Source organism: Pseudomonas orientalis, from assembly GCF_001439815.1.
GTDB lineage: Bacteria > Pseudomonadota > Gammaproteobacteria > Pseudomonadales > Pseudomonadaceae > Aquipseudomonas > Aquipseudomonas orientalis.
The window spans coordinates 210037-236269 of the sequence record NZ_JYLM01000003.1 but is presented as its reverse complement, the minus strand read 5'-3'; the positions used below and the strand labels follow the sequence as shown (position 1 = coordinate 236269).

Here is a 26233-nt window from a genome sequence, read left to right as displayed (position 1 = left end):
TCAGGAGATTTTACAGATGTTCGATAACAAAGTTTTGATGATTACCGGTGGTACCGGTTCTTTTGGCAATACCGTGCTCAAGCGATTTCTCGATACCGATGTCAAAGAAATTCGCGTGTTCAGTCGTGACGAAAAGAAACAGGAAGACATGCGCATTGCGCTGGGTAACGACAAGGTAAAGTTTTACATCGGCGATGTGCGTGACTATGCCAGCATTTCCCAAGCGATGGTCGGCGTCAATTACATCTTCCATGCCGCTGCGCTCAAGCAGGTTCCGTCTTGCGAGTTCTATCCGATGGAGGCTGTCAAAACCAACGTAATGGGCACCGAAAACGTGCTGAACGCGGCGATTGCCAACAATGTCGAACGCGTCGTGGTGCTAAGCACTGATAAAGCGGTCTATCCCATCAACGCGATGGGCATCTCCAAAGCGATGGCGGAAAAACTGGTCGTTGCCAAGTCCCGCATGATCCCGCAGAACGGTCCTGTGATCTGCTCTACGCGTTACGGCAACGTCATGGCTTCCCGGGGTTCGGTGATCCCCCTGTTCATCAATCAGTTGAAGCAGGGCGGTGAGCTGACCGTAACTGATCCCAATATGACACGTTTCCTCATGTCACTGGAAGATTCGGTTGATCTGGTTCTGCATGCATTTGAATATGCCCAGCAAGGCGATATTTTCGTACAAAAGGCGCCGGCATCGACTGTCGAGGATCTGGCTCAAGCGCTCAAAGAACTGTTCAAATGCATGAATTCGATCAAGGTGATCGGCACGCGTCACGGCGAGAAGCTTTACGAGTCGTTGATTTCTCGTGAGGAAATGGCCAAGGCAGAAGACATGGGCCGTTACTACCGGATCCCTGCGGATAATCGCGACCTGAACTATGAGAAATATTTCGTAGAGGGTGAAACGCATATTTCCGAGTTGGACGACTATACGTCACATAACACTGAACGCCTGGATGTCGAGGGTGTTAAAGCGCTGCTGATGAAGTTGGAGTTTGTTCGGGAGCAACTCAATGCTTAAAGTCATGACGCTGGTGGGCACTCGGCCGGAACTCATCAAAATGAGCCGCGTGATCGCAGAACTGGATAAACAGACCCACCATATTCTGGTGCATTCCGGTCAGAACTATGACTATGAGCTTAACCAGGTCTTTTTTGATGACCTGGATATTCGCAAGCCCGACCATTTCCTGGGCGCCGTAGGCGATACCGCAGCCCAGACGATTGCTCAGGTTATCGCTAAATCGGATGAGCTGTTCGAGTCGGAAAAGCCCGATGCACTTCTGCTCTACGGGGATACCAATACCTGCCTGGCTGTCATTTCTGCCAAGCGCAGAAAAATCCCGGTTTTTCATATGGAAGCGGGTAACCGTTGCTTCGACCAGCGCGTGCCCGAGGAGTTGAATCGCAAGGTTCTCGACCACCTCAGCGATATAAACATGGTGCTGACCGAGCACGCCCGTCGCTATCTGCTCGATGAGGGCGTGCGCCCTGAAACGATCATCAAGACCGGTTCGCACATGGCAGAAGTCCTGGACTTCTACATGCCCAAGATCCAGGCGTCCGATGTACTGGCTCGCGAAGGGCTGACCTCCGGTGGCTTCTTTATTGTCAGCACGCATCGTGAAGAGAACGTAGATACCCCGGATAATCTTCGGGATCTGATTGGCTCGCTGAAGGCACTGGCTGACGAGTACAAGCTGCCCATCATCGTCTCCACACACCCAAGAACGCGCAAGCGCCTTGAGGCATTGGGTGAGTCGCTTGACCACCCACTGATTCGTTTTGTCAAACCGTTCGGTTTGCTCGACTACATCAAGTTGCAGATGGAAGCGTTTTGCATTCTGTCCGACAGCGGAACGATCACTGAAGAAGCATCTTTGTTGAACCTGCCGGCGGTGACGATTCGCAACGCTCACGAGCGGCCTGAAGGCATGGATGAAGGCACGCTTATCATGTGTGGCCTGACGACTGATCGTGTGCTGAACGCTGTCAGGGTCGTGACCAGCCAGCATGTACGTGGCGAACGAGTGATGTCGGTAGTAGGTGATTATTTGGGGGGCGCGGTCTCCAAAAAAGTCGTGCGCATTGTGCACAGCTATACCGATTATATTAATCGCACCGTTTGGTCTAAATCCTAAACAAGGAGTTTGGTGTGCGCATATTTGTGACTGGGGCATCTGGATTTGTTGGTAGCCGGTTGGTCCAAGTGTTATCCGCTCGTACAGATGTTCAGGTCACGGTTGCCGTCAGAGCCCCTGGTTTTTCCTGTGCTGGCGCCGATCAAGTGGTTCAATTCGATGACTTGTCGACCGCTGATTTTTCAGCCGTTCTAACGGGGGTTGACGCGGTTGTACATTGTGCGGCCCGTGTGCATGTGATGAACGATTCCGAGGCCGATCCGCTTGAAGCGTTTCGCCGGGTCAATGTACAAGGCACCCTGGCCTTGGCGCGTCAAGCGGCGCAGGCTGGCGTGCGACGTTTTGTGTTCCTGAGTTCAATCAAGGTCAACGGTGAAGGCACTGTCTTGGGCGCGCCTTATACCGCCGATCAGCCGCCGGCGCCGTCGGACCCTTACGGCATATCAAAAATGGAGGCCGAACAGGCTCTCCTGGAATTGGCTGCAACAACGGGAATGGAAGTGGTGATCATCCGTCCGGTGCTGGTTTACGGCCCGGGTGTGAAGGCTAACTTCCTGAGCATGATGCGTTGGCTGCACAAAGGTGTGCCGTTGCCTTTTGGCGCCATACATAACGCGCGCAGTCTGGTTGCGCTGGATAACCTGGTTGATCTTTCGATTACCTGTATCAGTCATCCGGCCGCCGCCAACCAGATTTTCATGGTCAGCGATGGCGAGGATCTTTCCACCACTATCTTGTTACGCAAAATGGCGTCTGCGCTGGGCAAACCTGCGCGTCTTCTTCCCGTTCCAGCCTCGTTGCTGAGTACGGCCGCAATCATGCTGGGCAAGCGCAGCCTGTCCCAACGCTTGTGCGGTTCCTTGCAGGTCGATATTGGGAAGACACGTGCCCTTCTGGGGTGGACGCCTCCGCTGTCGGTTGATGACGCACTCAAGGTTACTGCGTCCGCTTATATGGAAAGTCAAAACACATGAGTTATTGGTGGATCGTTCCGGTTGTTGCGTTTGTCTCGTTTGTCATGACTGCTGTGCTCAGGCGATATGCGTTGTCTCGAAGCATCATTGATATACCGAACGCACGGAGTTCACATTCTGTTCCTACCCCAAGGGGCGGAGGAGTAGCCATTGTATTGGCCTTTCTTGCGGTACTTCCGCTGGTCGGGTGGCTGGACCTGGTCTCGTGGCCTTCGCTCGTTGCCGCGGGAGGCGCCGGCGTGGTGATCGCCGTCCTGGGCTTTATGGATGACCATGGACACATCGCCGCTCGCTGGCGCCTGGCAGGTCATTTTGCAGCAGCGGCATGGGCGTTGTTCTGGATCAACGGACTTGCCCCGCTGAACATGTTTGGATGGACCCTGGATCTGGGGCTCGTCGGTAATGTGTTGGCGGCTGTCTATATCGTCTGGATGCTCAATCTCTATAATTTCATGGATGGCATCGACGGTATCGCAAGCGTAGAAGCTATTTGCGCCTGCCTGGGCGCATGCCTGCTGTATGTATTGAGCGGCTATCCGCAGATGATCTGGCTACCTCTATTGCTGGCAGCGGCAGTGGGCGCGTTTCTGGTTTGGAATTTTCCACCCGCCAAGATTTTCATGGGCGATGCCGGTAGCGGTTTCCTGGGTATTACCTTGGCGTTCTTCTCGCTACAGGCAGCCTGGGTCAAATCGGATTTTTTCTGGGCGTGGTTGATTTTGCTTGGCGTATTCGTCGTTGACGCGACTTGCACGCTTGTTCGTCGGTTGGTGCGGGGTGACAAGGTCTACGAAGCGCATCGCAGTCACGCTTACCAATTTGCTTCCCGCAAGTATGGCAAGCACTTGCCAGTGACCATGGCAGTTGCGGCCATCAACGTTTTTTGGCTTTTACCTATTGCGGCAGGTGTAGTCTTGAGCGGATGGGATGGTACGTGGGCTTTGGTTGTCGCCTACCTGCCGTTGATCGCGCTGGCGATAAAGTTTCATGCCGGCGAGCTCGAGATCATGGTGGCGCAGAAGTAAAGTTTATCGCAGGTGATTGGCAGGTCCTGAAAAGCCCGTGGATGGCTTTGCAGCATTAGGCATTGGAATGTACAGAGGTGTTCAAAGGGGTTATGGATAAGTTACGGGCGTTCTTAGTCGGTTTGCCTCGACGCAAAAAGCGGCTGATTCAGGTCAGTACCGACGTGTTGGTGGTCTGGGCTGCTCTGTGGCTTGCTTTCGTCGTACGTCTGGGCGTCGATGAAATGGCTAATCCAATCATCGCTCACCTTTGGCTATTTATTGCTGCGCCTATTGTGGCGATACCCCTGTTCATTCGTTTTGGTATGTACCGAGCGGTGATGCGGTATTTCGGTAACGATGCGCTGATTGCGATTATCAAGGCGGTCAGTCTTTCATCGCTGATTCTCGGTGTCGTCGTATATTGGTACAGCAATCACCAGAATGTGGTCCCACGCTCGATTATTTTCAACTATTGGTGGCTCAGTCTGATCATGGTGGGCGGCCTGCGTCTGGCGATGCGCCAATACTTCCTGGGGGACTGGTTTACTGCGGCTCAGCACGTTCCGTTCACCAGCCGGGAAGATGGTCTGCCGCGTGTTGCCATTTATGGCGCGGGCGCAGCGGGCAATCAATTGGTCGCGGCGTTGAGGATGGGCAGGGTGATGCGCCCTGTTGCGTTCATCGATGATGATGAAAGCATTACTGACCGAGTCATTTCAGGTCTGCAGGTGTACAAGGCCAAACATATCCAGCGCATGATCGATACCACCGGCGCCCAGGAAATCCTGTTGGCCATCCCATCCTCCAACCGCGGGCGTCGCCGGGAAATCCTCGGCTTCCTCGAAGGCTTCCCGCTCCACGTGCGAAGCGTTCCGGGGTTCATGGACCTGGCCAGTGGTCGCGTCAAGGTAGATGACATCCAGGAGGTCGACATCGCCGACTTGCTGGGTCGCGACACTGTGCCTGCTCAAGACGAGCTCCTGGAACACTGCATCAAGGGCCAGACTGTCCTGGTCACTGGCGCGGGTGGTTCGATCGGTTCCGAGCTGTGCCGACAGATCCTGGCGTTGCGTCCGACGACGTTGCTGTTGTTCGAACACAGTGAGTTCAATCTCTACAGCATCCTTTCGGAACTTGAGCAACGCGTTGTTCGTGAGTCGCTGCCCGTCAAGTTGTTGCCCATCCTGGGTTCCGTGCGTAATCAGTCCAAACTGCTGGATGTGATGAAAACCTGGCGCGTGGATACGGTTTATCACGCCGCAGCGTATAAGCATGTACCGATGGTTGAGCACAACATCGCCGAAGGTGTGCTGAATAACGTAATCGGAACGTTGAACACTGCCCAGGCCGCGCTTCAGGTCGGGGTTTCCAACTTTGTTCTGATCTCCACGGACAAGGCCGTACGCCCGACCAATGTCATGGGCAGTACCAAGCGTCTGGCCGAACTGACCCTGCAGGCGCTCAGTCATGAACTGGCTCCCGTACTGTTCGGTGATAAGTCGAACATCTCACGCGTCAACAAGACCCGTTTCACGATGGTTCGTTTTGGCAATGTACTGGGCTCCTCCGGCTCGGTGATTCCGCTCTTTCACAAACAGATCAAGTCTGGCGGCCCGCTGACGGTTACCCACCCCAAGATCACCCGCTATTTCATGACGATCCCTGAAGCTGCGCAGCTTGTGATCCAGGCAGGTTCCATGGGGCTGGGCGGTGATGTGTTTGTGCTGGACATGGGCGAGCCGGTGAAGATTGTCGAGCTGGCGGAAAAAATGATTCATCTTTCCGGCTTGAGCGTGCGTTCCGAAAAGAATCCCCATGGTGACATCGCCATCGAATTCTCCGGCCTGCGTCCCGGCGAAAAGCTTTACGAAGAGTTGCTGATTGGTGACAACGTCGTCGCTACCCGGCACCCGATGATCATGAGTGCCAACGAAGATCATCTGTCATGGGAAGTACTCAAGGGCAAGCTCTCTGAGTTGCTTGCGGCGGTTGATGACGATGACTACACCCGCGTCCGTCAGCTCCTGCGCGACACGGTCAGTGGCTATGCGCCCGACGGCGAAATCGTCGATTGGATCTATCAGCAACGTCGCCTGGAACCGTGAGTTAACACCCTGTTACTCAACCGCTTTTGACACCCTCCAACCATCGCCTAAGTTAGAAAAGCAGCTTCGGAAAAGCTGCTTTTCTCTTACCGATGTCATGGAGCGTCACCAATGCAAAACACCTACGTTTCCTCGCTTATCTTCGCCTTCCTCGCCAGCCTCTCCGTCGCCACCACTGCAGCCCCGTCCGCCAGACCTGAAGCTCCAACCCCCATCTCCGCGCAAATCACCAAAACCGAGCAATCCGCCAAGGTCAACCTCAACGCGGCCGATGCAGAAACCCTGCGACGCGATTTATTCGGTATCGGCGCGGCCAAGGCAAAAGCGATCGTTGCTTTTCGCGAAAGCAATGGCCCCTTCACAGCGGTGGATGAGTTGCTGGAAGTAAAGGGTATTGGCAAGGCCTTGCTGGAAAAGAATCGCGACAGGCTGGTTATCAACTGAAGGACGTAGCCCGGAAGGCCGATCATTGATCGGCCTTTTATCATGTGCGTTTTTAGCCACGCCCTGGCATGAAATGTGGTTACCTCAAGATGATCGATTGTTCAACCGTCACCCTTGATGGAGGATTGCCCCATGTACAAAGATTATCCCGCCGCTTACCAGGTCAGCAAAGGCTCGGCGCTGCAGGTGGATACGGCGTTCTACGAACGTATCCGGGATCGCCAGGACCAGCGCACCCTGATCGAACAGTTCGAGGTACCGATCCGCACGGGCAGGGCATGGAAGGTGCCGGCGGGGCATGTCTTCCGTGTGACTACGCCGGTGGGGCCGCAGGTCGGCGACTTCAACGTGTGGAACGCCAATGATCCGCGCGAGCGTTTATGGGCAGCCCGCACCCGGCAACTTCAAGGTGCCCATGTCAGCACCCACGACCGCTTGTGGTCCAACCTTCCATTCCTGAGGCCGTTGGTCACCATTACCGATGACAGCCTGGCAGGCTACGGCATCGATGAGCATGGCGGGCGTCTGCACGATTTGCTTGGCACGCGCTGCGATCCGTATGTGAACCGCATGCTTACCGGTGAGGACTTTCATCATCACTGCCATTCGAACCTGACCCGTGCGGTATTGCCCCACGGTCTGACGGAATTCGATGTGCACGACGTGCTGAATATTTTCCAGTGCACCGGGCTCAATCACGATGACATGTACTTTATGAAAGCCTGTCCGGCGCAGAAGGGCGATTACCTGGAGTTTTTCGCCGAGATTGATTTGCTGTGTGCGCTGTCGACGTGCCCGGGTGGGGATTTGTCGCTGCCGATGTGGGGGCCGGATGCGCAGGATCCGTTGACGGTGTGTCGTCCGTTGGGCGTCGAAATCTACCAGTTGGAGGAGGGGTTGCTTACAGGCTGGAGCCAGCCCGAGCGTGCTGCCTACAAAGGGCAGCACGGGTTGCAGATTGCCAAGGCGGCTTGGGAGTAGCCCAAGGTTCAGCGATCCTGCGCATCCTTGGCATCCGCCTGGGCGTTGCGTTCGGCCACGCGTTTGCGCTGTTCGTCGGTGAGCTCAACTTTATTGGCGCTGTCGCGCAGCATCATCAACCCACCGACGATCGACCCGATCGCAACTACCATAATCAACCACGCATACCACGGCATAAGGCTCTCCTTGAGACAGATTGCCGGGGGAGAATTTTCCCACGGTAATACCTGCTTTGAGTTACGGGCGTTCTGAGTAGTTCAGTGTAGGCCCGTTCTGCCTCGCAAACCCTATAGCCCGGTCAACATCGCGTCGGCCGGGGCATCGGCGCGATCCTGGGCGGTCAGTTGGAAATAGATGAAGCCCACGGCCATGAAGCCAAGGAAGATCAGCCCGATCAGCGTATTGAACCAGGCCATCGCCACCAGGCACACCACGGCCAGTACCAGCGCGATGCCCGGCACGACGGGGTAGCCCGGTGCGCGAAAGGTGCGTTCCAGCAGAGGTTCGGTTTTACGCAGTTTGAACAGGCTGAGCATGCTCATGATGTACATGACGATGGCGCCGAACACGGCCATGGTGATCATCGCCGCGGTCAGGGTCATACCGCCCAGGTTGATCAGGCCGTCGCTGTAGATGGCCGCGATACCGACCACGCCGCCGGCGATGATGGCGCGGTGGGGTGTCTGGAACCGCGACAGCTTGGCCAGGAAGGACGGCAGGTAACCGGCCCGGGCCAGGGCGAAGAACTGGCGCGAGTAGCCGAGGATGATGCCGTGAAAGCTCGCCACCAGGCCGAACAGGCCGATCCATACCAGCATGTGCAACCAGCCGGAGCTTTCGCCTACCACGGTTTTCATCGCCTGGGGCAGCGGGTCGTTGATGTTTGACAGGGTGCGCCAGTCGCCCACACCGCCCGCGAAGAACATCACGCCCATGGCCAGGATTACCAGGGTGAGGATGCCGCTGATGTAGGCTTTTGGAATAGTGCGCTTGGGATCTTTCGCTTCTTCGGCAGCCATGGCCGCGCCTTCGATGGCGAGGAAGAACCAGATGGCGAAGGGGATCGCGGCGAACATCCCCGCAATCGCCGGGGCACCGAAGGTGTCGGAGCCGGCCCAGCCGTTCAGGGCGAAGTTGCTGAAGCTGAACGCTGGGGCGACGACGCCCATGAACACCAGCAGTTCGGCGACGGCGAGTACACAGACCACCAGTTCGAAGGTGGCGGCGAGTTTCACGCCGAGGATGTTCAGGCCCATGAACACGATGTAGGCGCCGACGGCGGCGTGTTTCGGGTCCAGCGCCGGAAACTGCACATTGAGGTAGGCGCCGATGGCCAAGGCGATGGCGGGCGGTGCGAAGACAAATTCGATCAGGGTTGCCAGGCCGGCAATCAAGCCGCCTTTTTCACCGAAGGCGCGGCGGCTGTAGGCGAAGGGTCCGCCAGCGTGGGGAATCGCGGTGGTCAGTTCGGTGAAGCTGAAGATGAAGCAGGTGTACATCGCGGCGACCATCAATGAGGTCACCAGAAAGCCCAGTGTCCCGGCCACGCCCCAGCCATAGCTCCAGCCGAAGTACTCGCCGGAAATCACCAGCCCGACGGCGATGCCCCATAGATGGAGGGTGCCCAAGGTGGGTTTGAGTTGTGTGTTCATTGTGAGGAGTTCCCTGAACGGTTGGAATGATTCAGGGTGTTGCAGCGGGCATGCCAGCCCGAGAATCATTGTCGTAAAGCGCTGCAACTGTCGTGTGGGGGATGGTTTGGCGTTTGAAAATTCTCATCATTGCACCAGGCAGGTGCAGCCGTGTCCGAACCGCCGCTATCGCGGGCAAGCCCGACTCCCACAGTTGACCGCATTCCAATGTAGGAGTGGGCTTGCCCGCGATGAGGCCCGGCCAGCCACCGCTAATTCCCCTGTAAACCCCGCATAAAGCCACTCTTTACGCCATCTTTACGCCCCGTGCCCCGCCTCGCTCTCGCTCCTTTACACCCCTCCTGCGGACAATTGCCCCACACGCGGCACTCGCCGTTAAACGGAGAAACTTCCATGAGCGTTCTGGACGGGGTGTCACTGCTATTGGCCGTGGCGCTGTTCATTTATCTGCTGGTTGCGCTGTTACGCGCGGATCGGAACTAGGAGCGGGCTATGCACAGTTATGACTATTGGCTGATCATCGCCTTCTTCGCCGTGGTACTGGTGCCGGCACCGTTTCTGGGGCGGTTCTATTACAAGGTGATGGAAGGCCAGCGCACGTGGCTGACGCCGGTGCTGGGGCCTGTGGAGAAAGCCTGTTACCGCCTTTCGGGTGTGGACGATCAACAGGAGCAAAGCTGGCAGAAGTACATGCTGGCCTTGCTTGCGTTCAACCTCGCGGGCTTCTTGCTGCTGTTCGCCATCCTGTTGTTTCAGGACTATCTCCCACTCAATCCGCAGAAATTGCCGGGCCAGGAATGGACGCTGGCGTTCAATACAGCGGTCAGTTTCATGACCAATACCAACTGGCAGAACTACAGCGGCGAAGCCTCCCTGAGCTACCTCAGCCAGATGGTCGGCCTCACCGTGCAGAACTTCGTCAGTGCCGCCACCGGGCTGGCAGTCCTGGTCGCGCTTTGCCGTGGGATCGGTCGCAAATCCACCACGACTTTGGGTAATTTCTGGGTCGACATGACCCGCGCCACCCTCTACGGCTTGCTGCCGCTATGCCTGGTGCTGGCGCTGTTCCTGGTATGGCAGGGTGTGCCGCAAACCTTCGCCCATTACGTTGATGCCGTGACGCTGCAAGGTGTGGATCAAGTCATCCCGCTGGGCCCTGCAGCCAGTCAGATTGCGATCAAGCAACTGGGCACCAATGGCGGCGGCTTCTTTGGGGTGAACTCGGCGCATCCGTTTGAAGACCCGACGGCGTGGGCCAACCTCTTCGAAGTGGCGTCGATCATTCTCATCCCGGTCGCCCTGGTGTTCACCTTCGGCCATTACGTTAAAGACCTGCGTCAGAGCCGCGCGATTCTGGCGTGCATGCTGGCCTTGTTCCTGATTGGCGGCGCAACCTCGCTGTGGTCCGAGTACCAGCCCAATCCGACCCTGAACAACCCGGCCGTGGAGCAGACCGCGCCGCTGGAAGGCAAGGAGACGCGCTTCGGCACTACGGGCACCGTGCTGTGGTCGGTGACCACCACTGCGGCGTCCAACGGTTCGGTCAACGGCATGCAGGACAGCCTCAGCCCGCTGAGCGGGATGGTGGCGCTGGTCAACATGATGGTCGGCGAAGTGATTTTCGGCGGCGTCGGTGCCGGTCTGTACGGCATGTTGCTCAATGTGTTGATCGCGGTGTTCCTCGCCGGCCTGATGATCGGCCGCACCCCGGAATACCTGGGCAAGAAGCTTCAGGCCAAGGAAGTGCAGTTGCTGGTAGTGACCCTGCTGGTCATGCCGGTGGGTGTGCTCGTGCTGGGTGCCATCGCCGCCAGCCTGCCAGGCCCGGCCGGTGCCATCAGCAACCCTGGCCCCCACGGCTTCAGCCAGTTGCTCTACGCCTACACCTCGGCCAGTGCCAACAACGGTTCGGCGTTTGGTGGTTTCAGCGGCAACACCGCGTTTCACAACCTGATGCTCGGGCTCGGCATGTTGATCGGCCGATTCGGTTACATCCTCCCGGTACTGGCCCTGGCCGGTAGCCTGGCGATGAAGAAGACCGCGCCGATTGGCCAGAACAGCTTCCCGACCCACGGCCCGTTGTTCGTGACGCTGTTGACCGTGACCATTTTGCTGGTGGGTGGCCTGACGTTTCTGCCGACACTGGCGCTGGGCCCGATTGCTGAACACCTGAGCATGGGCTTCTAAGTCAAGGGGATATGAGAATGAACATGTCTGTAAAAAATGCTGCCCCTGCGCGCACTCAGGAGCCCGCCAAAACCGCGATCTCTGCGTTGTGGCGCCCGGCGCTGGTCCAGGCGTTCGTCAAGCTGGATCCACGTCAACTGCAACGCTCTCCGGTCATGCTGGTGGTCGAGCTGACCGCCATCCTCACCACCGTGCTGTGCTTTGTGCCCGACGCCGCCGTGCCGACCTTCGTGGCCGTGCAAATCGCAGTGTGGCTGTGGTTCACCGTGTTGTTCGCCAACTTCGCTGAGGCCTTGGCCGAAGGGCGTGGCAAGGCCCGCGCCGACAGCCTCAAGGCTGGCAGTGAAGGGTTGAGCGCACGCCGCAAGGAGGCCGACGGCAGCTTCAAGGTGGTACCGGCCACCAGCCTGCGCAAAGGTGATGTGGTACGCGTCGCCGCAGGCGAAATGATTCCTGGCGACGGCGAGGTGATCGAAGGCATCGCCGCGGTCAACGAAGCGGCGATCACCGGCGAATCCGCCCCGGTGATCCGCGAGTCCGGCGGCGACCGCTCGGCCGTCACCGGCAACACCCGCCTGGTGTCGGACTGGCTGCTGATCCGCATCACCGCCAACCCCGGCGAGTCGACCCTGGACCGCATGATCGCCCTGGTGGAAGGCGCCAAACGCCAGAAAACCCCCAACGAAGTCGCGCTGGATATCCTGCTGATCGGCCTCACCCTGATCTTCCTGCTGGTGGTGGTCACCCTGCAGCCATTCGCCCATTTCGCCAATGGCAGCCTGCCCCTGGTGTTTCTGGTCGCACTGCTGGTGACGCTGATTCCCACGACCATTGGCGGCTTGCTCTCGGCCATCGGCATCGCCGGCATGGACCGACTGGTGCGTCTGAACGTGATCGCCAAGTCCGGTCGCGCGGTGGAAGCGGCGGGGGACGTGCACGTGTTGCTGCTGGACAAGACCGGCACCATCACCTTCGGCAACCGTCGTTGCTCGGCCGTGGTGGCGGCGCCCGGCGTCAGTGGTCGGGAAGTGGCTGAAGGCGCGTTGTTCGCCTCCCTGGCCGATGACACGGCGGAAGGCAAGTCCATCGTCGAATACCTGCGCGCCTTGCACCCCCAGGCCGAGCCGACACTCGACCAACTGATCGCCGTACCGTTCAGCGCTGAAACCCGCTTGTCCGGTGTCGACTACCAGGGCCGCGTCTTCCGTAAGGGCGCGGTGGATTCGCTGCTGGCATTTATCGGCCAGCAACGCAGTGACCTGTTACCTGCGCTGTCGCGGGAAATCGACAAGATTGCCCAGAGTGGCGGCACGCCGTTGCTGGTATGCGCCGATGGCAAATTGCTCGGTGCGATCCATCTCAAAGACGTGGTCAAGCCCGGTATCCGCGAGCGTTTCGCCGAGCTGCGTACGTTGGGCATTCGTACCGTGATGGTCACCGGCGACAACCCGCTGACCGCCGCCGCGATTGCCGCTGAAGCGGGCGTGGATGACGTACTGGCTGAAGCCACGCCGGAGAAGAAACTGGCGCGTATCCGCCATGAACAGAACGACGGCCGCCTGGTCGCCATGTGCGGCGACGGCGCCAACGACGCGCCGGCACTGGCCCAGGCCGACGTCGGCATGGCCATGAACGATGGTACCCAGGCCGCACGTGAAGCCGCCAACATGGTCGACCTCGACAGCGATCCGACCAAGCTGCTGGACGTGGTACAGATCGGCAAGGAGTTGCTGGTGACCCGCGGCGCGCTGACCACCTTTTCCATCGCCAACGACGTGGCCAAGTACTTCGCGATCCTGCCGGCGCTGTTTGCCGCGATCTACCCGCAACTGGGCGTGCTCAATGTCATGCACTTGCAAAGCCCGCAGAGCGCGATCCTGTCGGCCATCGTGTTCAACGCGCTGATCATCGTGGTGCTGATTCCCCTGGCCCTGCGCGGTGTGCGCGTGCAGGCCGCGAGTGCGGCGGCCTTGTTGCGTCGCAACCTGCTGATCTACGGCCTGGGTGGGCTGCTGGTGCCTTTTGTGGGCATCAAGGCAATCGACATGCTGCTGACGGCGCTGCACCTGGTTTGAGCCTGATCGTTCCCACGCTCTTCGTGGGAACGCCGCCGCCCCGGACGCTCCGCGTCCCCGCATCACTGAACTGAGGAGTCTGAAATGTCCAACATCATCCGCCCAGCCCTGAGCCTGCTGGCACTCATGACCCTGATCACCGGCGTGGCCTATCCGCTGGTAGTCACCGGCGTGGCGCAAGTGGCCTTCCCCGACCAGGCCAACGGCAGCCTGGTGCGCGATGCCGGCGGCAAGGTGCGCGGCTCCAGCCTGATCGCCCAGGAATTTACCGGCGACAGCTGGTTTCACCCGCGCCCGTCAGCCGGTGCTTTTGCCACCGTGTCCAGCAGTGCCAGTAACCTGGGCCCAAGCAATCCGGCCTTGGCTACCCGCATATTCGAGGATGCCGGCAAACAGTCAGTGCCTGGCCAGGGGCCTGTACCGTTGGCTTCGCTGACGACCTCCGGCAGCGGGCTTGATCCACACTTGCCACCCGAGGCAATTGCCTATCAACTGGCGCGAGTGGCGGCCGCACGAAAGGTGCCGGTGTCGACCTTGCAGCGGTTGCTGGAGGAACACATCGAAAGCCCGTTGGTAGGCCCGCCCGTAGTAAACGTGCTGGCCCTGAACATGGCCCTGGAACAACTCTGAACCCTTGTGGGAGGGGGCTTGCCCCCTCCCACATTTGACATCCATTGAGCCTGATTACCTAGACACCTGAGGAACCCCGCGCATGAGCGACTCCGGCCGCGCCGATGCCCTGCTAGCCGACCTGCCCCGCAACGGCCGTGGCCGGCTCAAAGTTTTCCTCGGCGCCGCGCCCGGCGTGGGCAAGACCTACGCCATGCTCCAGGCTGCCCATACTCAACTGCGCCAGGGTGTACAGTTGATCGCCGGCGTGGTCGAGACCCACGGCCGCGCCGAGACTGAAGCCTTGCTCAGCGGCTTGGCGCAACAACCGCTGTTGCGCAGCGAATACCGTGGCGTAATGCTTGAAGAAATGGACCTCGACGGCCTGCTCGCGGCCAGGCCCAGGCTGGTGCTGGTCGATGAACTGGCCCATAGCAACGCCCCCGGCAGCCGTCATGAAAAGCGCTGGCAGGACATTCAGGAATTGCTGGCGGCCGGCATCAACGTGTTCACCACCGTCAATGTCCAGCACCTGGAAAGTCTCAATGACCAGGTGCGTGGCATCACTGGCGTGCAGGTGCGTGAAACCCTGCCGGACTGGGTGCTGCAAGAGGCCGACGAACTGCTGCTGATCGACTTGCCGTCGCGCGAGTTGCTCGAGCGCCTGCGCGACGGCAAGGTGTATGTGCCGGAACAGGCGCGTGCGGCCATCGATGCGTTTTTCACCCAGACCAATTTGATGGCCCTGCGCGAGCTGGCCATGCAGACCGCTGCCGCCCATGTCGACGACGATCTGGCCCAGGGTTACCGCCAGCTCGGCCAAGCGGCGCCGGCGGTGCGTGGCCGTCTGCTGGTGGGGGTCGATGGTGACGCCCACGCCGAACGCCTGGTGCGCCATGCCAGCCGGGTCGCCCAGCGGCGGCATTTGCCCTGGAGCCTGGTGCATGTCGACAACGGCCGCGCGCGGGATGAACAGTCACGGCTGCGCCTGCAAAATGCCCAGCAACTGGCTGAACGCTTGGGCGGTGAGGTGGTGCTGCTGCGGGCCGGCGAGGTGGCCAGAACGTTGATCCAGCATGCCGCCGAGCGCCGCGCCAGTCTGGTGCTGGTGGGGCAGTCGCGCATGCGCTGGCGCAGGCGTCTGTTCGGCGGCGGCCTCGCCGCACGCTTGCTGCGCAATGCGCGGGGCCTGGAAATCAACGTGCTCGACAGCGACGATATCCCTGCAGCGCCGCGCTTGCCGCAGGTGCGTGGGCTGCGCTGGTTCGACTACGGCCTGGCCGTGGTAGCCACCCTTGTCGCGGCGGGCCTGGCGTGGGGCGTGTCCAGCGTCCTGCCGTTGCCGAATATCTCGCTGGTGTTTCTCGCCGCGGTGCTGCTGGTGGCGGTGCGCAGCAGCCTGGGACCTTCGTTGGTGTGCGCGGCGTTGTCGTTCATGACCTACGACTTTCTGTTTATCCCGCCGAATTTCTCCTTCGCGATCCAGCGTGAAGAGGATGTCCTCACGCTGTTGTTCTTCCTGTTGATGGCGGCGCTCACCGGCAACCTGGCCGCACGCCAGCGTCGGCAATTGCAGGCGCTGCGCGATACTCAGGAAGAAACCAGCGAGCTGCTCGACCTGTCTCGCAAGCTCACCGCCGCCACGGATCGCCAGGCGGTTGTCAGTGCGGCGGCTCACCACCTGCAAGGCTGGAGTGACCTGGATCTGTGCCTGGTCAATCGCGATGGCCAGGGCGGTTGGACGATCGAGACCGGCGGCCCGATGACCCTCACCGAGGCCGAACGTGCCGCCGCCGACTGGGCCTGGCAGCACGACCAGCCGGCAGGCATGGGCACCGGCACCTTGCCGTTTGGACGCTGGTGGTGGTGGCCGTTGTCGGGTGAAGAGGGGCCGCTGGGCTTGTTGGGCGTCAGCGCCAAAGCCGGCATGGCGTTGAGTGGCCAACGCCGTCGCCTGCTCACCGCCCTGAGCCAGCCGTTGGCCCAGGCGCTGGCGCGTGCGCAGTTGGCGCAGGAGTTGGAGTCCGCGCGTTTGCACGGTGAAACCGAACAACTGCGCAGCGCCTTGCTCGCCTCCGTCTCCCATGATTTGCGCACGCCGCTGACCTCCATGCGCGGCAGTATCGACAGCCTGCTGGCGCTGGGCGAGGCGATCCCCTTGGAGGATCGCCGCGAATTGCTTGAAGGCACTCGCGATGAAGCCGAGCGCCTCGACCGCTATATCCAGAACCTGCTGGACATGACCCGCCTGGGCCACGGCGCGCTGAAGCTGGCGCGCGATTGGGTGTCGCCCGGCGATATCGTCGGCAGCGCCCTTGGTCGATTGCGCGCCGTGCTGGCGCCCTTGCAGGTCAATACCGATGTGCCGCCGGACCTGCCGTTGCTCTATGTGCATGCGGCGTTGATTGAGCAGGCCCTGGTCAATGTCATGGAAAACGCCGCGCGCTTTTCGCCGCCCCAGGGCCGCTTGCAGTTGAGCGCCGGCGTGTCGGACGGCCAAGTGTTTTTCGCCGTCGCCGATGAGGGACCGGGAATTCCAGAGGACGAACGCGCGAAGATCTTCGATATGTTCTACACCGCTGCGCGCGGTGATCGCGGCGGACAGGGCACCGGCCTGGGGCTGGCGATCTGCCAGGGCATGGTCGGCGCCCACGGTGGGCACATCAGTGTGGCCGACGGTATTGAAGGGCGGGGCACCTGTATTACCTTGTTCCTGCCATTGCCGGCACAACCTGCCCTGGAGCAAAACCTGTAGGAGCGAGCTTGCTCGCGAAGGCCGTTAACGATAATGATGGCCTGCTGAATGCACGCGGCGCCCTGGTCGTTTTTCGCGAGCAAGCTCGCTCCTGCATGGGTTGGTTTTTTTTAATTGATTTTAACTGAGACACCATGAGCCAGACCGCGACGATTCTAGTCATTGATGACGAACCGCAGATCCGCAAATTCCTGCGCATCAGCCTGGCCTCCCAGGGCTATAAGGTGATCGAAGCCGGCACCGGCAACGAGGGCCTGGCGCAAGCGGCCTTGAGCAAACCGGATTTGCTCGTGCTGGACCTGGGCTTGCCGGATATGGACGGCCAGCAAGTGCTGCGCGAGTTTCGCGAGTGGTCGACGGTGCCGGTACTGGTACTCTCGGTGCGGGCCAGCGAAGCGCAGAAGGTCGAAGCCCTCGACAGTGGCGCCAACGACTATGTGACCAAGCCGTTCGGCATCCAGGAATTCCTCGCCCGTGTGCGCGCGCTACTGCGCCAGGCACCGACGGGAGAGGCTCAGGAGGCCGCGTTAAGTTTCGGCCCGCTGACCGTGGACCTGGCCTACCGCCGCGTCCTGCTTGACGGCGCCGAAGTGGCACTGACCCGCAAGGAGTACGCGGTGCTGGCGCAACTGGCGCGGCATCCGGGGCGGGTGATTACCCAACAGCAACTGCTCAAGGATATCTGGGGGCCGACCCACACCGAAGACAGCCACTACCTGCGCATTGTGGTGGGCCATTTGCGCCAGAAGCTGGCGGATGATCCGACGCAGCCGAGGTTTATCGTGACTGAGGCGGGGGTGGGGTATCGGTTGCTGGGGGCTTGAGTTCAGCGGTGCCTGAACCGGCCTCATCGGGGGCAAGCCCCCTCCCCACTTTGAATGTATTCACAAACCTAAATGTGGGAGGGGGCTTGCCCCCGATGAGGCCCGCTCAGACACCCGCAATTTCAGGCCTGCTCACTCTCATACCGATCCAGCGTATCACTGGCAATCTCCCGCCCCAGCGCGATCAATTCCGGCGCCTTGTAGAACTCGAAAAACCGGCACACCCGCTTGGGCACGTTGATCAGCACATCCGGCGGGTAACCGGCGATTTTGTACTGCGCCAATGACGTCTGCATCACCTCGAAACTCTGGTTGATCAAGTCCAGCAGCGAAGCAGGCCCGACATTGTCGATAATGAACGAGCCCGTGGCCGACTTCGGCGCACCGGGCTTTTCCGGCGCGGCGGCGGGTTGCTGGGATTCGGGTTCAGCCGACTCCAGCCACGGGTTGATCTCGGCAGCCTGGGCCTGCAAGGCTTCCTGCTCGAGCTTCATCAACTGCTCGGCCTGTTTGCGCCGGAACGGCAGGTGCGAGCCGAGTGATTTTGCCAGGCTGTTAAAGCGGCTTTTGAAGGCCGGCGGGCGCTGGATCACCGGCAGATGATAGTGCTTCTGGTTGGTGGCGTTGAGGTTGACTGCAATGATCAAGTCGCAATGACTCGACACCACCGGCACGATGGGCAACGGGTTGAGCAAACCACCGTCCACCAGCATGCGGTTGCCCTGCATCACCGGCGTGAATAGGCTGGGGATCGCTGCCGAGGCGCGCATGGCCTGGTGCAGGCAACCTTCCTGGAACCAGATTTCCTGTTGGTTGGTGAGGTCGGTGGCCACGGCGGTGTAGGGGATGCGCAGGTCTTCGATAGTGATTTCGCCGACGATCTTGCGGATCTGCCCGAACACCTTTTCGCCGCGAATCGCGCCCAGGCGAAAGCTCACGTCCACCAGGCGCAAGACGTCGAGGTAGTCGAGGCTTTCGATCCAGTTTCGGTAATCGTCCAGCTTACCGGCGGCATAGATCCCGCCGACCACGGCGCCCATCGAACAGCCGGCAATACAGGCGATGTCATAGCCGCGTCGTTCGATTTCTTCGATCACGCCGATATGGGCGTAGCCCCTGGCTCCGCCGGAGCCCAGCACCAAGGCAACACGTTTTTTCATGACCAGACCCTTCGCGAAACAGGTGCCCACAATGCACCCATCCAGGGGGCGGCTTCAATCCTCGGTGAGCCCTGCCAAAATTTTTCCAGAATCGCCACGAGGCTCGGGTATGCTCTGGCAATAGGTACTACCGATTTCAGGCTAAGGACAAGGCACTTTTTCCTGTAGGCATCGTCTACAGGCTACGACAGATTTTGTATATTTTGAGGTGTCATCAATGAAAGCCTGGATGTGTTTACCCGTGATCCTGTTGGCCTTGGCGGGCTGTGCCGGGAAAACCGCGTATCGCGACAGCTGCGGGTCGCAGTTGGACGCCGCATGGAAAGAGCTGGACCTGGCCAAGGCCGAAGGCTTCGCAGGCACCGTCAGCTATTCCAAGGCGTTGTCACTGTTGACCGGGGCCAAGACCCAGCAGCAATTCGAGGCGTTCGAAGGCTGCTCCAACAAGGCCGAGAAGGCGCGCTTCTATATCCGTGAGTCACGCGCCGGGCGTTGATTTCGTCACGCGCAGGGTTTTTCATCGCAAAGGGAGGGCAGGATGTCAGCGCTGGTCAATCAGTTAGTCGCTCAGGTCATTGGCCTGGAAGTAGGGTTACTGAGCTGCCAGGCTCGTCTTGCCGCGCTCACCGACGGTGAAGCCCTGCATGATCTGCGCACCACCGTACGCCGCCTGCGCAGCCTGTTGCGCCCCTTGCGCGGGTTACCGGGTGTCGAACAGCTTGAGTCCGCCGCCCGCACGGTCGGCCAATTGACCACGCCGCTGCGTGACCGCGAGGTGCTGGCGGCATACTTGCACCAGCACGGGCATCATGAAGCGGCTGAGCGTCGTCTGCGCCTGCAACCTGAAGCCTATCGCCAGGTCGCGCAAAGCCCGGAACTGGCCCACCTGCTGCAAATCCTCGATGCGTTTCCACGGTTTATCCGTGCCTCCCAACACCAGAAATTGCTCGGGGGCCTGCGCTCGCGCATCCAGAAGCGCCTGGCCAAGCAATGGAAAACACTCGATCACGCGCTCAAAGATCCAGAGCATGATCGCCACCGTTTGCGCTTGTTGATCAAGCGCGTGCGCTACGCAGCCGAAGCCTATCCCGAGTTGGACAAGCTGCCGGTCCGCGCCATGGCCGCTTTGAAAAAAGCGCAGGGCGCTCTGGGTGATTGGCATGACTGCTGGCAATGGCTGCTCCAGGCCGAGCACCAGGCTGACCTGCAGCCCTGCATTGCGACCTGGCGTGCCGCCATGGTCAAGGCCGAGGCACGGGCGGATCGAGTGCTGGACAAGCTCGGCGCGGATTGTTTCTGAACCGGTCCGGCTTTTGGCCGGAATAGGCGCTGTACCTGGCGGGGCGGATGGTTAAGATCCCCTCATCGTTTGCTTGATGTGAGGTCGCCATGCGCTTTAGTGATTTGCTCGACGCTGCTCGCAGTCACCCGTTGGATGTCACCATTCCTGCCGAATGGGGCCAGGGCCGCGCCACGTTTGGTGGCTTGGTCGCCGCCTTGCAATACGAGGCCTTGCGGGCGCAAGTGCCGGCAGACCGGCCGCTGCGCTCACTGGCGATCACTTTCGTGGGCCCGGTAGCGCCGGATGTGCCGGCCAGTTATGAAGTTGAAGTGTTGCGCGAGGGCAAGGCCGTCAGCCAATTGCTGGGCCGTGTGGTGCAGAACGGTGAAGTGGCGACCCTGGTCCAAGCCAGTTTCGGTGCATCCCGCGAGTCGCAAATCGACGTGGCGAGCGCGCCGCCCCCGGTGTTCAAACAGTGGGACGAGTGCCAGGAGCTGCCTTATATCAAAGGCGTCACGCCCGAATTCATGCGGCACCTGGCAATGCGCTGGAGTGTCGGCGGCCTGCCGTTCACCGGCACTAAATCCCGCGACATGGGCGGTTGGGTGCGTTTGCGTGGAGATGTGAAGGAAGAACCGCTGACCGAGGCGCATATCCTCGCACTGGTCGATGCGTGGCCCCCGGCGTTGCTCCCGCATTTGAACAAACCGGCGCCGGGCAGCACCCTGACCTGGACCATCGAGTTCATCCAGCCGCTGCAGAGCCTGACTACACTCGATTGGTGCCAATATCACGTCAACATCGAACACGCCCGCGACGGCTACGGCCATGCCGCCGCCGCGCTCTGGAGTCCGACCGGCGACTTGATCGCCCTCAGCCGCCAGACCGTGGTGGTCTTCGCCTGACGCTCAACGCGGGTGGCGCTGACGCCAGGCACGCCACCAGCCACCGCTGAGGACAAAGCGCGGGAACGTCACGAACTGCTCGACCACCAGGCGTTGCACCGCATCTTTACGGTCGCTGAACGGCTCACTGACCTGGGCTTCCAGGCTATGGCCGTGACGCTGCAACGCCAGGCCCCCCAGGATACCGATCACTCCGATGACGACACTGACCAGACTCAGGCTGAACACACCGGAAACGATCAACAGGAAGCCGATGATGAACAGCGGCACGGCAATCAGGTGCAACGCCAGGTTGGCCGGGTGCTGATGGTTTTGTGGGTAATGACGCCATTGCCAGGCGGGGAGATTAGGGTGACGTTTGCCCATGATGGTGAATCCTCTGTCCGTTGAAACAACTTGGACAGAGTTTAGGTGGGGGTTGGCGGGGCAGCGAATCAAACCTGGCTATGGCTGTCATAGACGGTCCCGAGGAGATCGGCGCAACCGGTGCGACGTCTCCCCGGACTTGACACCTACAGCTTCAACTGCCCAATCGCCTTATTCAACTCTCCCGCCAGCGTCGCCAGCTCATTGCTGGTGGTTGCCGAATCCACTGTCTGCTGCACGGTGTTCTCGGTTACATCACGAATGCTCACCACGGCGCGGTTCATCTCTTCGGCAACATGGCTCTGCTGTTCGGCTGCCACCGCAATCTGGGTGTTGCTCTCGCGCATCTGCGCCACGGCATCGGTGATTTCCGCGAGCGCGGCGCCGGCTTCCTGGGCCTGCTGCACGCAGTCATCGGCCTTGAATGAGCTTTCCTGCATGAAGTCCACCGCGTCGCGGGTACCGGCTTGCAGCGCCGAGACCATGCGGGTGATTTCGTCGGTAGAGCTCTGCACGCGCTTGGCCAGGTTGCGCACTTCGTCGGCGACCACGGCAAAGCCGCGGCCCATTTCGCCGGCGCGGGCGGCTTCGATGGCGGCGTTGAGGGCAAGCAAGTTGGTCTGTTCGGCGATGCTGTGGATCACGCCGACCACGCCGTTGATTTTCTGGCTGTCTTCGGCGAGTTTCTGGATCATCTCAGCGGTCTGTTGCACACCCGTGGACAGCCCGGCGATTGAGCGTTGCACCCGTGTGACCACTTCCTGGCCGCTGCCGGCCAGGGTGTCGGCGGTTTGCGAGAGGTCGCGGGTAGCCCCGGCGTGCTGGGCAATATGGTGGACGGTGGCGGTCATCTCGTTGATCGCCGTGGCGGCCTGGTCGGTCTCGCTTTGCTGGCCGAGCATGCCGTGCTGCACCTCGTTCATGCTGCTGGCCAGGCGTGCGGCACCCTCGTCCAATTGCCTGGCGGTGCGGGCCACGGTGTTGACCACCCGTTGGTAGCCGGCTTGCATGGCGTTGAAGGCGCTGGCCATCTGCCCGACTTCATCCTTGCAGGCCAGGGGCACGCGGGCGGACAGGTCGCCGGTCTTCTCTACATGCAGCATCACGTCCTTGAGGGTGTTGAGCTGGCTGAGCAGGAAGCGGATCAGCAGTTGCGAGGCGCCGAGCATCGCCAGCATCAGAATCGCCACCGCCACCGCATAGTTGACGAAGCGTTCACCGAACACCTGACGCAGGCTCGGCGCGTAGGCGAGTATGGCGACCTGTTGTCCGTCGGCACGGCGGATGACTTCGGCGCCCAGCAGGGGGTTCACGCCGAACAAGGGCAGGTGACTGAGCTCGACCCAGCCGCTGGCGCCTTGCAGGGCCGACAGGTCCTGGCCTGCCTGTTGTGGCGCCTGGTCGCGGGTGAAGCTCAGCCAGTTTTCGCCAGTGGGAAGGGGCGTGTCGACCGGCCAGGCGCTGAGCAACTGCGCCTGGGCCCTGGCCGAATCCTGGGACGCCTGGCTGCGCGCCTGTTGTTCGAGTTGGACGGCATACAGCACCAGCAGCAGCGTAGTGATGAAAGCCACCGCGTTGACGGCCCAGAATTTGTACTTCAGCGAGATATTGCTAAGCCAGGCACCCATGGAGGTTTTCTCTGATAGCGGAAACAGTATTGGCAAGGTGCCAGTATTGTGCCGCTATTCAGGAACGGGTTTTTGATATGGGTCAATGCGCCGCATCACTGCACGGCAGGCAGGCCAAAAAAAGCACGGGCACAGGCGGTACTGTGAATTGCCAGGTCTTCCAGGGTTTCATTGCGATGCAGGGCCACTTCACGCAGCACTTCGGTCAGGAACGCAGGCTCATTGCGACCGTTCTTCGGCTTGGGGCGCAGCGTGCGTGGCAGCAGGTAGGGCGCATCACTTTCCAGCATCAGACGGCCACGGGGAATTTCCCTGACCAATGGATGCAGATGCGTCCCACGGCGCTCGTCGCAGATCCAGCCGGTGATACCCATGTGCAGGTCAAGGTCGAGGTAGCTGAACAGCGCCTCTCGTTCGCCGGTGAAGCAATGCACCACGGCGGCGGGCAGGTGGTCACGGTAGTCCTTGAGGATCTCCAGCAGGCGCTGGTTGGCGTCGCGTTCGTGAAGGAACACCGGCAATTTCAGTTCGACGGCCAGGGCCAGGTGTTCCTCAAGGACTTTTTCCTGTTGCGGACGCGGTGAAAAGTCCCGGTTGAAATCCAGTCCGCACTCGCCGACGGCACGCACGCGCGTTTCGTTGAGCAGACCGCGCAAACGCCGGGCGCTGTCGCTGTTCCAGGCGCTGGCGGAGTGGGGGTGGATGCCGGCGGTGCTGAACAGGCGTTGCGCGCTTTCATCGAGGTTCACGCACAACTCCAGGGCCTGCTCGCTGCCTTCGACACTGGTGCCGGTGAGTACCAATTGTTGCACGCCGGCGGCGTAGGCCCGCTCGAGAACGGCCGAGTGCCTCTCGTCGAAACTGGGGTTGGTCAGGTTGACGCCGATATCAATGAGTTGCATGGTGCTACCTCCGCCTGCGGCCGGAAAGCATATCAGAGCTGTAGATTGATAAGAAAAACGAAGAACTACAACGCGTTATAGCTGTCTTTGAACGTCGCCAGCGACATTGTGCCGGGCCCGTTGCCTCTCACCGTGTCGCCGTTGCACGCTTTGCCAGCGCATAAAGCGCTCTGTTTCTGACGCCCAACAGCTCTTTTTCACGAAGACGTTGGCCAGTATTCTTTCCGGAGAGCGGATGATCCGACCCTCGGCGTTGCTTCTGATGTGCCTGACGTTACTGCTGCCCCTGGCAGCGGTCGCGCGTCTGGATGGGCCGCTGGAAGTGACCAAACCCGGCAAGGTGCGTGACCTGGCGGAGATTCGCTCCAGTCGTACCCTGCGTGTGCTGGTCAACCAGAGCCGTAACAGTTCCGGTGAAGTGCAGGGCCAGGCTATCGGTGTCGAATACCATCGCTTGCGGGCTTTCGAGCAGTACCTCAATGGCCATGCCCGCGATGGGCAGGCAATCAACCTCAAGATCATCCCCAGGGCCAAGGACCAGTTGCTTGGCGCGCTGGCCCGTGGCGAAGGCGATCTGGTGGCTCCCGGCGAATTGCTGGACATGAAGGCCGCGCACAAGATCAGCACCAGTGACCCTATCGCCAGCGACGTGCCGCTGTGGCTGGTGGGCGTCAAGGGTGAACGGCGCTTTACCCGATTGGAACAGTTGTCGGGCCGCACCCTGGCGTTGACCACCGGCAGTGCAGCGGCGGATGCGATCAGCCAGGTCAACCAGAAACTGGCCCTGCACAAGCGCCCGCCGATCAAGGTGGAATGGGTCGACCCAAGCCTGGCGGTGGAGGACGTGCTGGAGATGGTACAGGCCGGGATTTTTCACCTGACCATCGTTGAAAAACCGATTGCCGAGCGCTGGTCGAAAATCCTGCCCAAGTTGCGCTTTGACAAGCAGGTGGTCATCAGCGAGCCGGGCGACGAATACTGGTTCGTGCGTCAGGATGCTTCGATGCTGCGGGCAAGCATCGATCGTTTCCTCAAGACCTACCACACCCCTTCCGATCAGGATGTGGCGTTCCAGCGTATCTATCGACGTCTCTACCAGGTACGCAACCCGTTGGCCCGCGCCGACCGTCAACGCCTGGAGAAACTGCGCCCGGTCCTGCAAAAGCATGCGCGCGAGCAGGGCATGGACTGGTTGAACCTGGCCGCGCTGGCATTCAAGGAGTCTGCGCTGGACCCTGGCGCACGCAACAGCGGTGGCCCTACCGGTCTGATGCAGATCACGCCCTCGGCGGCGCAGCGGGTGGGCGTGAACAATATCGAGAATCTGGACAGTAATGTGCAGGCAGGCGCGCGCTACCTGGCCATGATCCGGCGCAAGTTTTTTGCCAGCCCCAAGCTCAATGAGCGTGAACGCATGGCCTTCGTGCTGGCGGCGTACAACATGGGTCCGGAGCGGGTGCAGGGCATGCGCACCGAAGCCAGGCGTCGGGGGCTCAACCCCAATCAGTGGTTCTTCCAGGTTGAACGCATTGCCATGGAGCAGGTAGGGATGGGCGGCGTCAGCTATGTGAATAGTGTCAACAAGTACTATCTGGCGTTCGATCGGGAGCGAGAGTCCCTGGAACCGCCTGCGCCGAAAGTTGCGTCGCGCAAATAATCGATTTTATCGATGTCTATAACGCATTTTTTCAGCTTTTATCATTGTTTAAACTGATTAATATAGCGGCCAACCAACCCCCTACCTGAAAAAGGATTTACCCCCATGAGCCCATTGATTACCCGTGTCCTTTCCACTCGCGCCGGTTACGGCCTGACGGTTCTGCGCATCTTCGTCGGCATTATCTTCGCTGCCCACGGCTCGCAAAAACTCTTCGGCTGGTTCGGCGGTGGTGGTCTGGCCGGCACTGCACAATGGATGGAAAGCATTGGCCTGGCGCCGGGCACCCTGATGGCGGTGTTGTCCGGCGGCACCGAGTTCTTCGCCGGCCTGGCGCTGATCATCGGCCTGCTCGCACGTCCTGCGGCACTGGGCTTGACCTTCCTGTCGCTGGTGGCGATCTTTTCGGTGCACATTCATAACGGGCTGTTCATGGCCAACAACGGTTATGAATTCGCACTGGCCCTGCTGGGCGGCTCGCTGGCGGTACTGTTCGAGGGCGCCGGCAAACTGTCGGCCGACCGCGCCATCGCCAACTGACCGTTTCGCAAGGCACCAGAGGCCCGCCATGTG

Annotated in this window: 24 protein-coding genes; 18 read left to right on the top strand and 6 right to left on the bottom strand. The window is 60.4% G+C overall.

What is annotated here, in order from left to right:
- Positions 1-16 precede the first annotated feature (16 nt).
- The 7 genes from TU82_RS09215 (at position 17) to TU82_RS09185 (ending at position 7658) form a co-directional block, all read left to right on the top strand.
- On the top strand, positions 17-1027 hold the full coding sequence (locus TU82_RS09215; protein WP_057722892.1) for a nucleoside-diphosphate sugar epimerase/dehydratase: 1011 nt from the start codon (positions 17-19) through the stop codon (positions 1025-1027).
- The gene (wecB, locus tag TU82_RS09210; protein ID WP_057722891.1) at positions 1020-2147 is read left to right on the top strand and encodes a non-hydrolyzing UDP-N-acetylglucosamine 2-epimerase; all 1128 of its coding nucleotides are present in this window, start codon (positions 1020-1022) and stop codon (positions 2145-2147) included. Before TU82_RS09215 ends, wecB begins: the two co-directional genes overlap by 8 nt.
- A 14-nt stretch (positions 2148-2161) precedes the next feature.
- A complete protein-coding gene (locus TU82_RS09205; RefSeq protein WP_082631990.1) occupies positions 2162-3121 on the top strand; it encodes a UDP-glucose 4-epimerase family protein in 960 nt (319 codons plus the stop codon).
- Positions 3118-4146 carry an MraY family glycosyltransferase gene (locus TU82_RS09200; protein WP_057722887.1) on the top strand — a complete coding sequence of 343 codons (1029 nt, stop codon included), beginning with the start codon at positions 3118-3120 and terminating at the stop codon, positions 4144-4146. The genes TU82_RS09205 and TU82_RS09200 overlap by 4 nt, the downstream gene beginning before the upstream one ends.
- 92 nt (positions 4147-4238) lie before the next feature.
- Positions 4239-6233: a polysaccharide biosynthesis protein gene (locus tag TU82_RS09195; RefSeq protein ID WP_057722885.1), complete on the top strand. Its 1995-nt coding sequence runs from the start codon at positions 4239-4241 to the stop codon at positions 6231-6233.
- Between the two features lie 111 nt (positions 6234-6344).
- Positions 6345-6677 carry a ComEA family DNA-binding protein gene (locus TU82_RS09190; RefSeq protein WP_057722884.1) on the top strand — a complete coding sequence of 111 codons (333 nt, stop codon included), beginning with the start codon at positions 6345-6347 and terminating at the stop codon, positions 6675-6677.
- Positions 6678-6809: 132 nt separating this feature from the next.
- Positions 6810-7658, top strand: coding sequence for an urea carboxylase-associated family protein (locus TU82_RS09185; RefSeq protein WP_057722882.1), 849 nt, complete (start codon positions 6810-6812; stop codon positions 7656-7658).
- Positions 7659-7666: 8 nt separating this feature from the next.
- Here the strand turns inward: TU82_RS09185 and TU82_RS27775 are convergent, their stop codons facing one another.
- On the bottom strand, positions 7667-7834 hold the full coding sequence (locus TU82_RS27775) for a DUF2897 family protein (protein ID WP_003172675.1): 168 nt from the start codon (positions 7832-7834) through the stop codon (positions 7667-7669).
- A 111-nt stretch (positions 7835-7945) separates the two neighbouring features.
- Complete coding sequence (gene eat / locus TU82_RS09180) at positions 7946-9310, bottom strand: ethanolamine permease (protein WP_057722880.1); 1365 nt, start codon at positions 9308-9310, stop codon at positions 7946-7948.
- Between the two features lie 393 nt (positions 9311-9703).
- Here eat and kdpF point away from each other — a divergent pair, with 393 nt between their 5' ends.
- The 6 genes from kdpF to TU82_RS09150 all read left to right on the top strand — a co-directional run bounded on the left by kdpF (position 9704) and on the right by TU82_RS09150 (position 17760).
- A complete protein-coding gene (gene kdpF / locus TU82_RS09175) occupies positions 9704-9793 on the top strand; it encodes a K(+)-transporting ATPase subunit F (RefSeq protein WP_003218754.1) in 90 nt (29 codons plus the stop codon).
- Between the two features lie 9 nt (positions 9794-9802).
- Positions 9803-11497, top strand: coding sequence for a potassium-transporting ATPase subunit KdpA (gene kdpA / locus TU82_RS09170; protein WP_057722878.1), 1695 nt, complete (start codon positions 9803-9805; stop codon positions 11495-11497).
- An 11-nt stretch (positions 11498-11508) separates the two neighbouring features.
- Positions 11509-13572 carry a potassium-transporting ATPase subunit KdpB gene (gene kdpB / locus TU82_RS09165; protein WP_231982738.1) on the top strand — a complete coding sequence of 688 codons (2064 nt, stop codon included), beginning with the start codon at positions 11509-11511 and terminating at the stop codon, positions 13570-13572.
- Between the two features lie 84 nt (positions 13573-13656).
- On the top strand, positions 13657-14202 hold the full coding sequence (kdpC, locus tag TU82_RS09160; protein WP_057722874.1) for a potassium-transporting ATPase subunit KdpC: 546 nt from the start codon (positions 13657-13659) through the stop codon (positions 14200-14202).
- A gap of 82 nt (positions 14203-14284) precedes the next feature.
- On the top strand, positions 14285-16936 hold the full coding sequence (locus tag TU82_RS09155; protein ID WP_057722872.1) for a sensor histidine kinase: 2652 nt from the start codon (positions 14285-14287) through the stop codon (positions 16934-16936).
- A 134-nt stretch (positions 16937-17070) separates the two neighbouring features.
- Positions 17071-17760, top strand: coding sequence for a response regulator (locus TU82_RS09150; RefSeq protein WP_057722870.1), 690 nt, complete (start codon positions 17071-17073; stop codon positions 17758-17760).
- A gap of 122 nt (positions 17761-17882) precedes the next feature.
- On the opposite strand, the gene TU82_RS09145 is transcribed toward TU82_RS09150, so the two are convergent.
- Positions 17883-18920: a patatin-like phospholipase family protein gene (locus TU82_RS09145; protein ID WP_057723276.1), complete on the bottom strand. Its 1038-nt coding sequence runs from the start codon at positions 18918-18920 to the stop codon at positions 17883-17885.
- 217 nt (positions 18921-19137) lie between these two features.
- Here TU82_RS09145 and TU82_RS09140 point away from each other — a divergent pair, with 217 nt between their 5' ends.
- From TU82_RS09140 to TU82_RS09130, 3 genes are all read left to right on the top strand, one after another.
- Positions 19138-19416 carry a hypothetical protein gene (locus tag TU82_RS09140; protein WP_057722868.1) on the top strand — a complete coding sequence of 93 codons (279 nt, stop codon included), beginning with the start codon at positions 19138-19140 and terminating at the stop codon, positions 19414-19416.
- Between the two features lie 42 nt (positions 19417-19458).
- Positions 19459-20220, top strand: a complete 762-nt coding sequence (locus tag TU82_RS09135) for a CHAD domain-containing protein (protein ID WP_057722866.1) — start codon at positions 19459-19461, stop codon at positions 20218-20220.
- 89 nt (positions 20221-20309) lie between these two features.
- Entirely contained in the window at positions 20310-21107 is a 798-nt protein-coding gene (locus tag TU82_RS09130; protein WP_057722864.1) for an acyl-CoA thioesterase, read from the top strand.
- A gap of 3 nt (positions 21108-21110) precedes the next feature.
- Here the strand turns inward: TU82_RS09130 and TU82_RS09125 are convergent, their stop codons facing one another.
- The 3 genes from TU82_RS09125 to TU82_RS09115 all read right to left on the bottom strand — a co-directional run bounded on the left by TU82_RS09125 (position 21111) and on the right by TU82_RS09115 (position 24003).
- Positions 21111-21473, bottom strand: a complete 363-nt coding sequence (locus TU82_RS09125) for a DUF962 domain-containing protein (protein ID WP_057722862.1) — start codon at positions 21471-21473, stop codon at positions 21111-21113.
- A 146-nt stretch (positions 21474-21619) separates the two neighbouring features.
- Positions 21620-23101, bottom strand: coding sequence for a methyl-accepting chemotaxis protein (locus tag TU82_RS09120; protein WP_057722860.1), 1482 nt, complete (start codon positions 23099-23101; stop codon positions 21620-21622).
- A gap of 95 nt (positions 23102-23196) precedes the next feature.
- Positions 23197-24003: a TatD family hydrolase gene (locus tag TU82_RS09115; RefSeq protein WP_057722859.1), complete on the bottom strand. Its 807-nt coding sequence runs from the start codon at positions 24001-24003 to the stop codon at positions 23197-23199.
- A 235-nt stretch (positions 24004-24238) separates the two neighbouring features.
- Here TU82_RS09115 and TU82_RS09110 point away from each other — a divergent pair, with 235 nt between their 5' ends.
- Together TU82_RS09110 and TU82_RS09105 are read left to right on the top strand one after the other, a co-directional pair.
- Positions 24239-25660 carry an MltF family protein gene (locus tag TU82_RS09110; protein ID WP_057722857.1) on the top strand — a complete coding sequence of 474 codons (1422 nt, stop codon included), beginning with the start codon at positions 24239-24241 and terminating at the stop codon, positions 25658-25660.
- A 105-nt stretch (positions 25661-25765) separates the two neighbouring features.
- A complete protein-coding gene (locus TU82_RS09105) occupies positions 25766-26200 on the top strand; it encodes a DoxX family protein (RefSeq protein WP_057722855.1) in 435 nt (144 codons plus the stop codon).
- Positions 26201-26233: the final 33 nt, after the last annotated feature.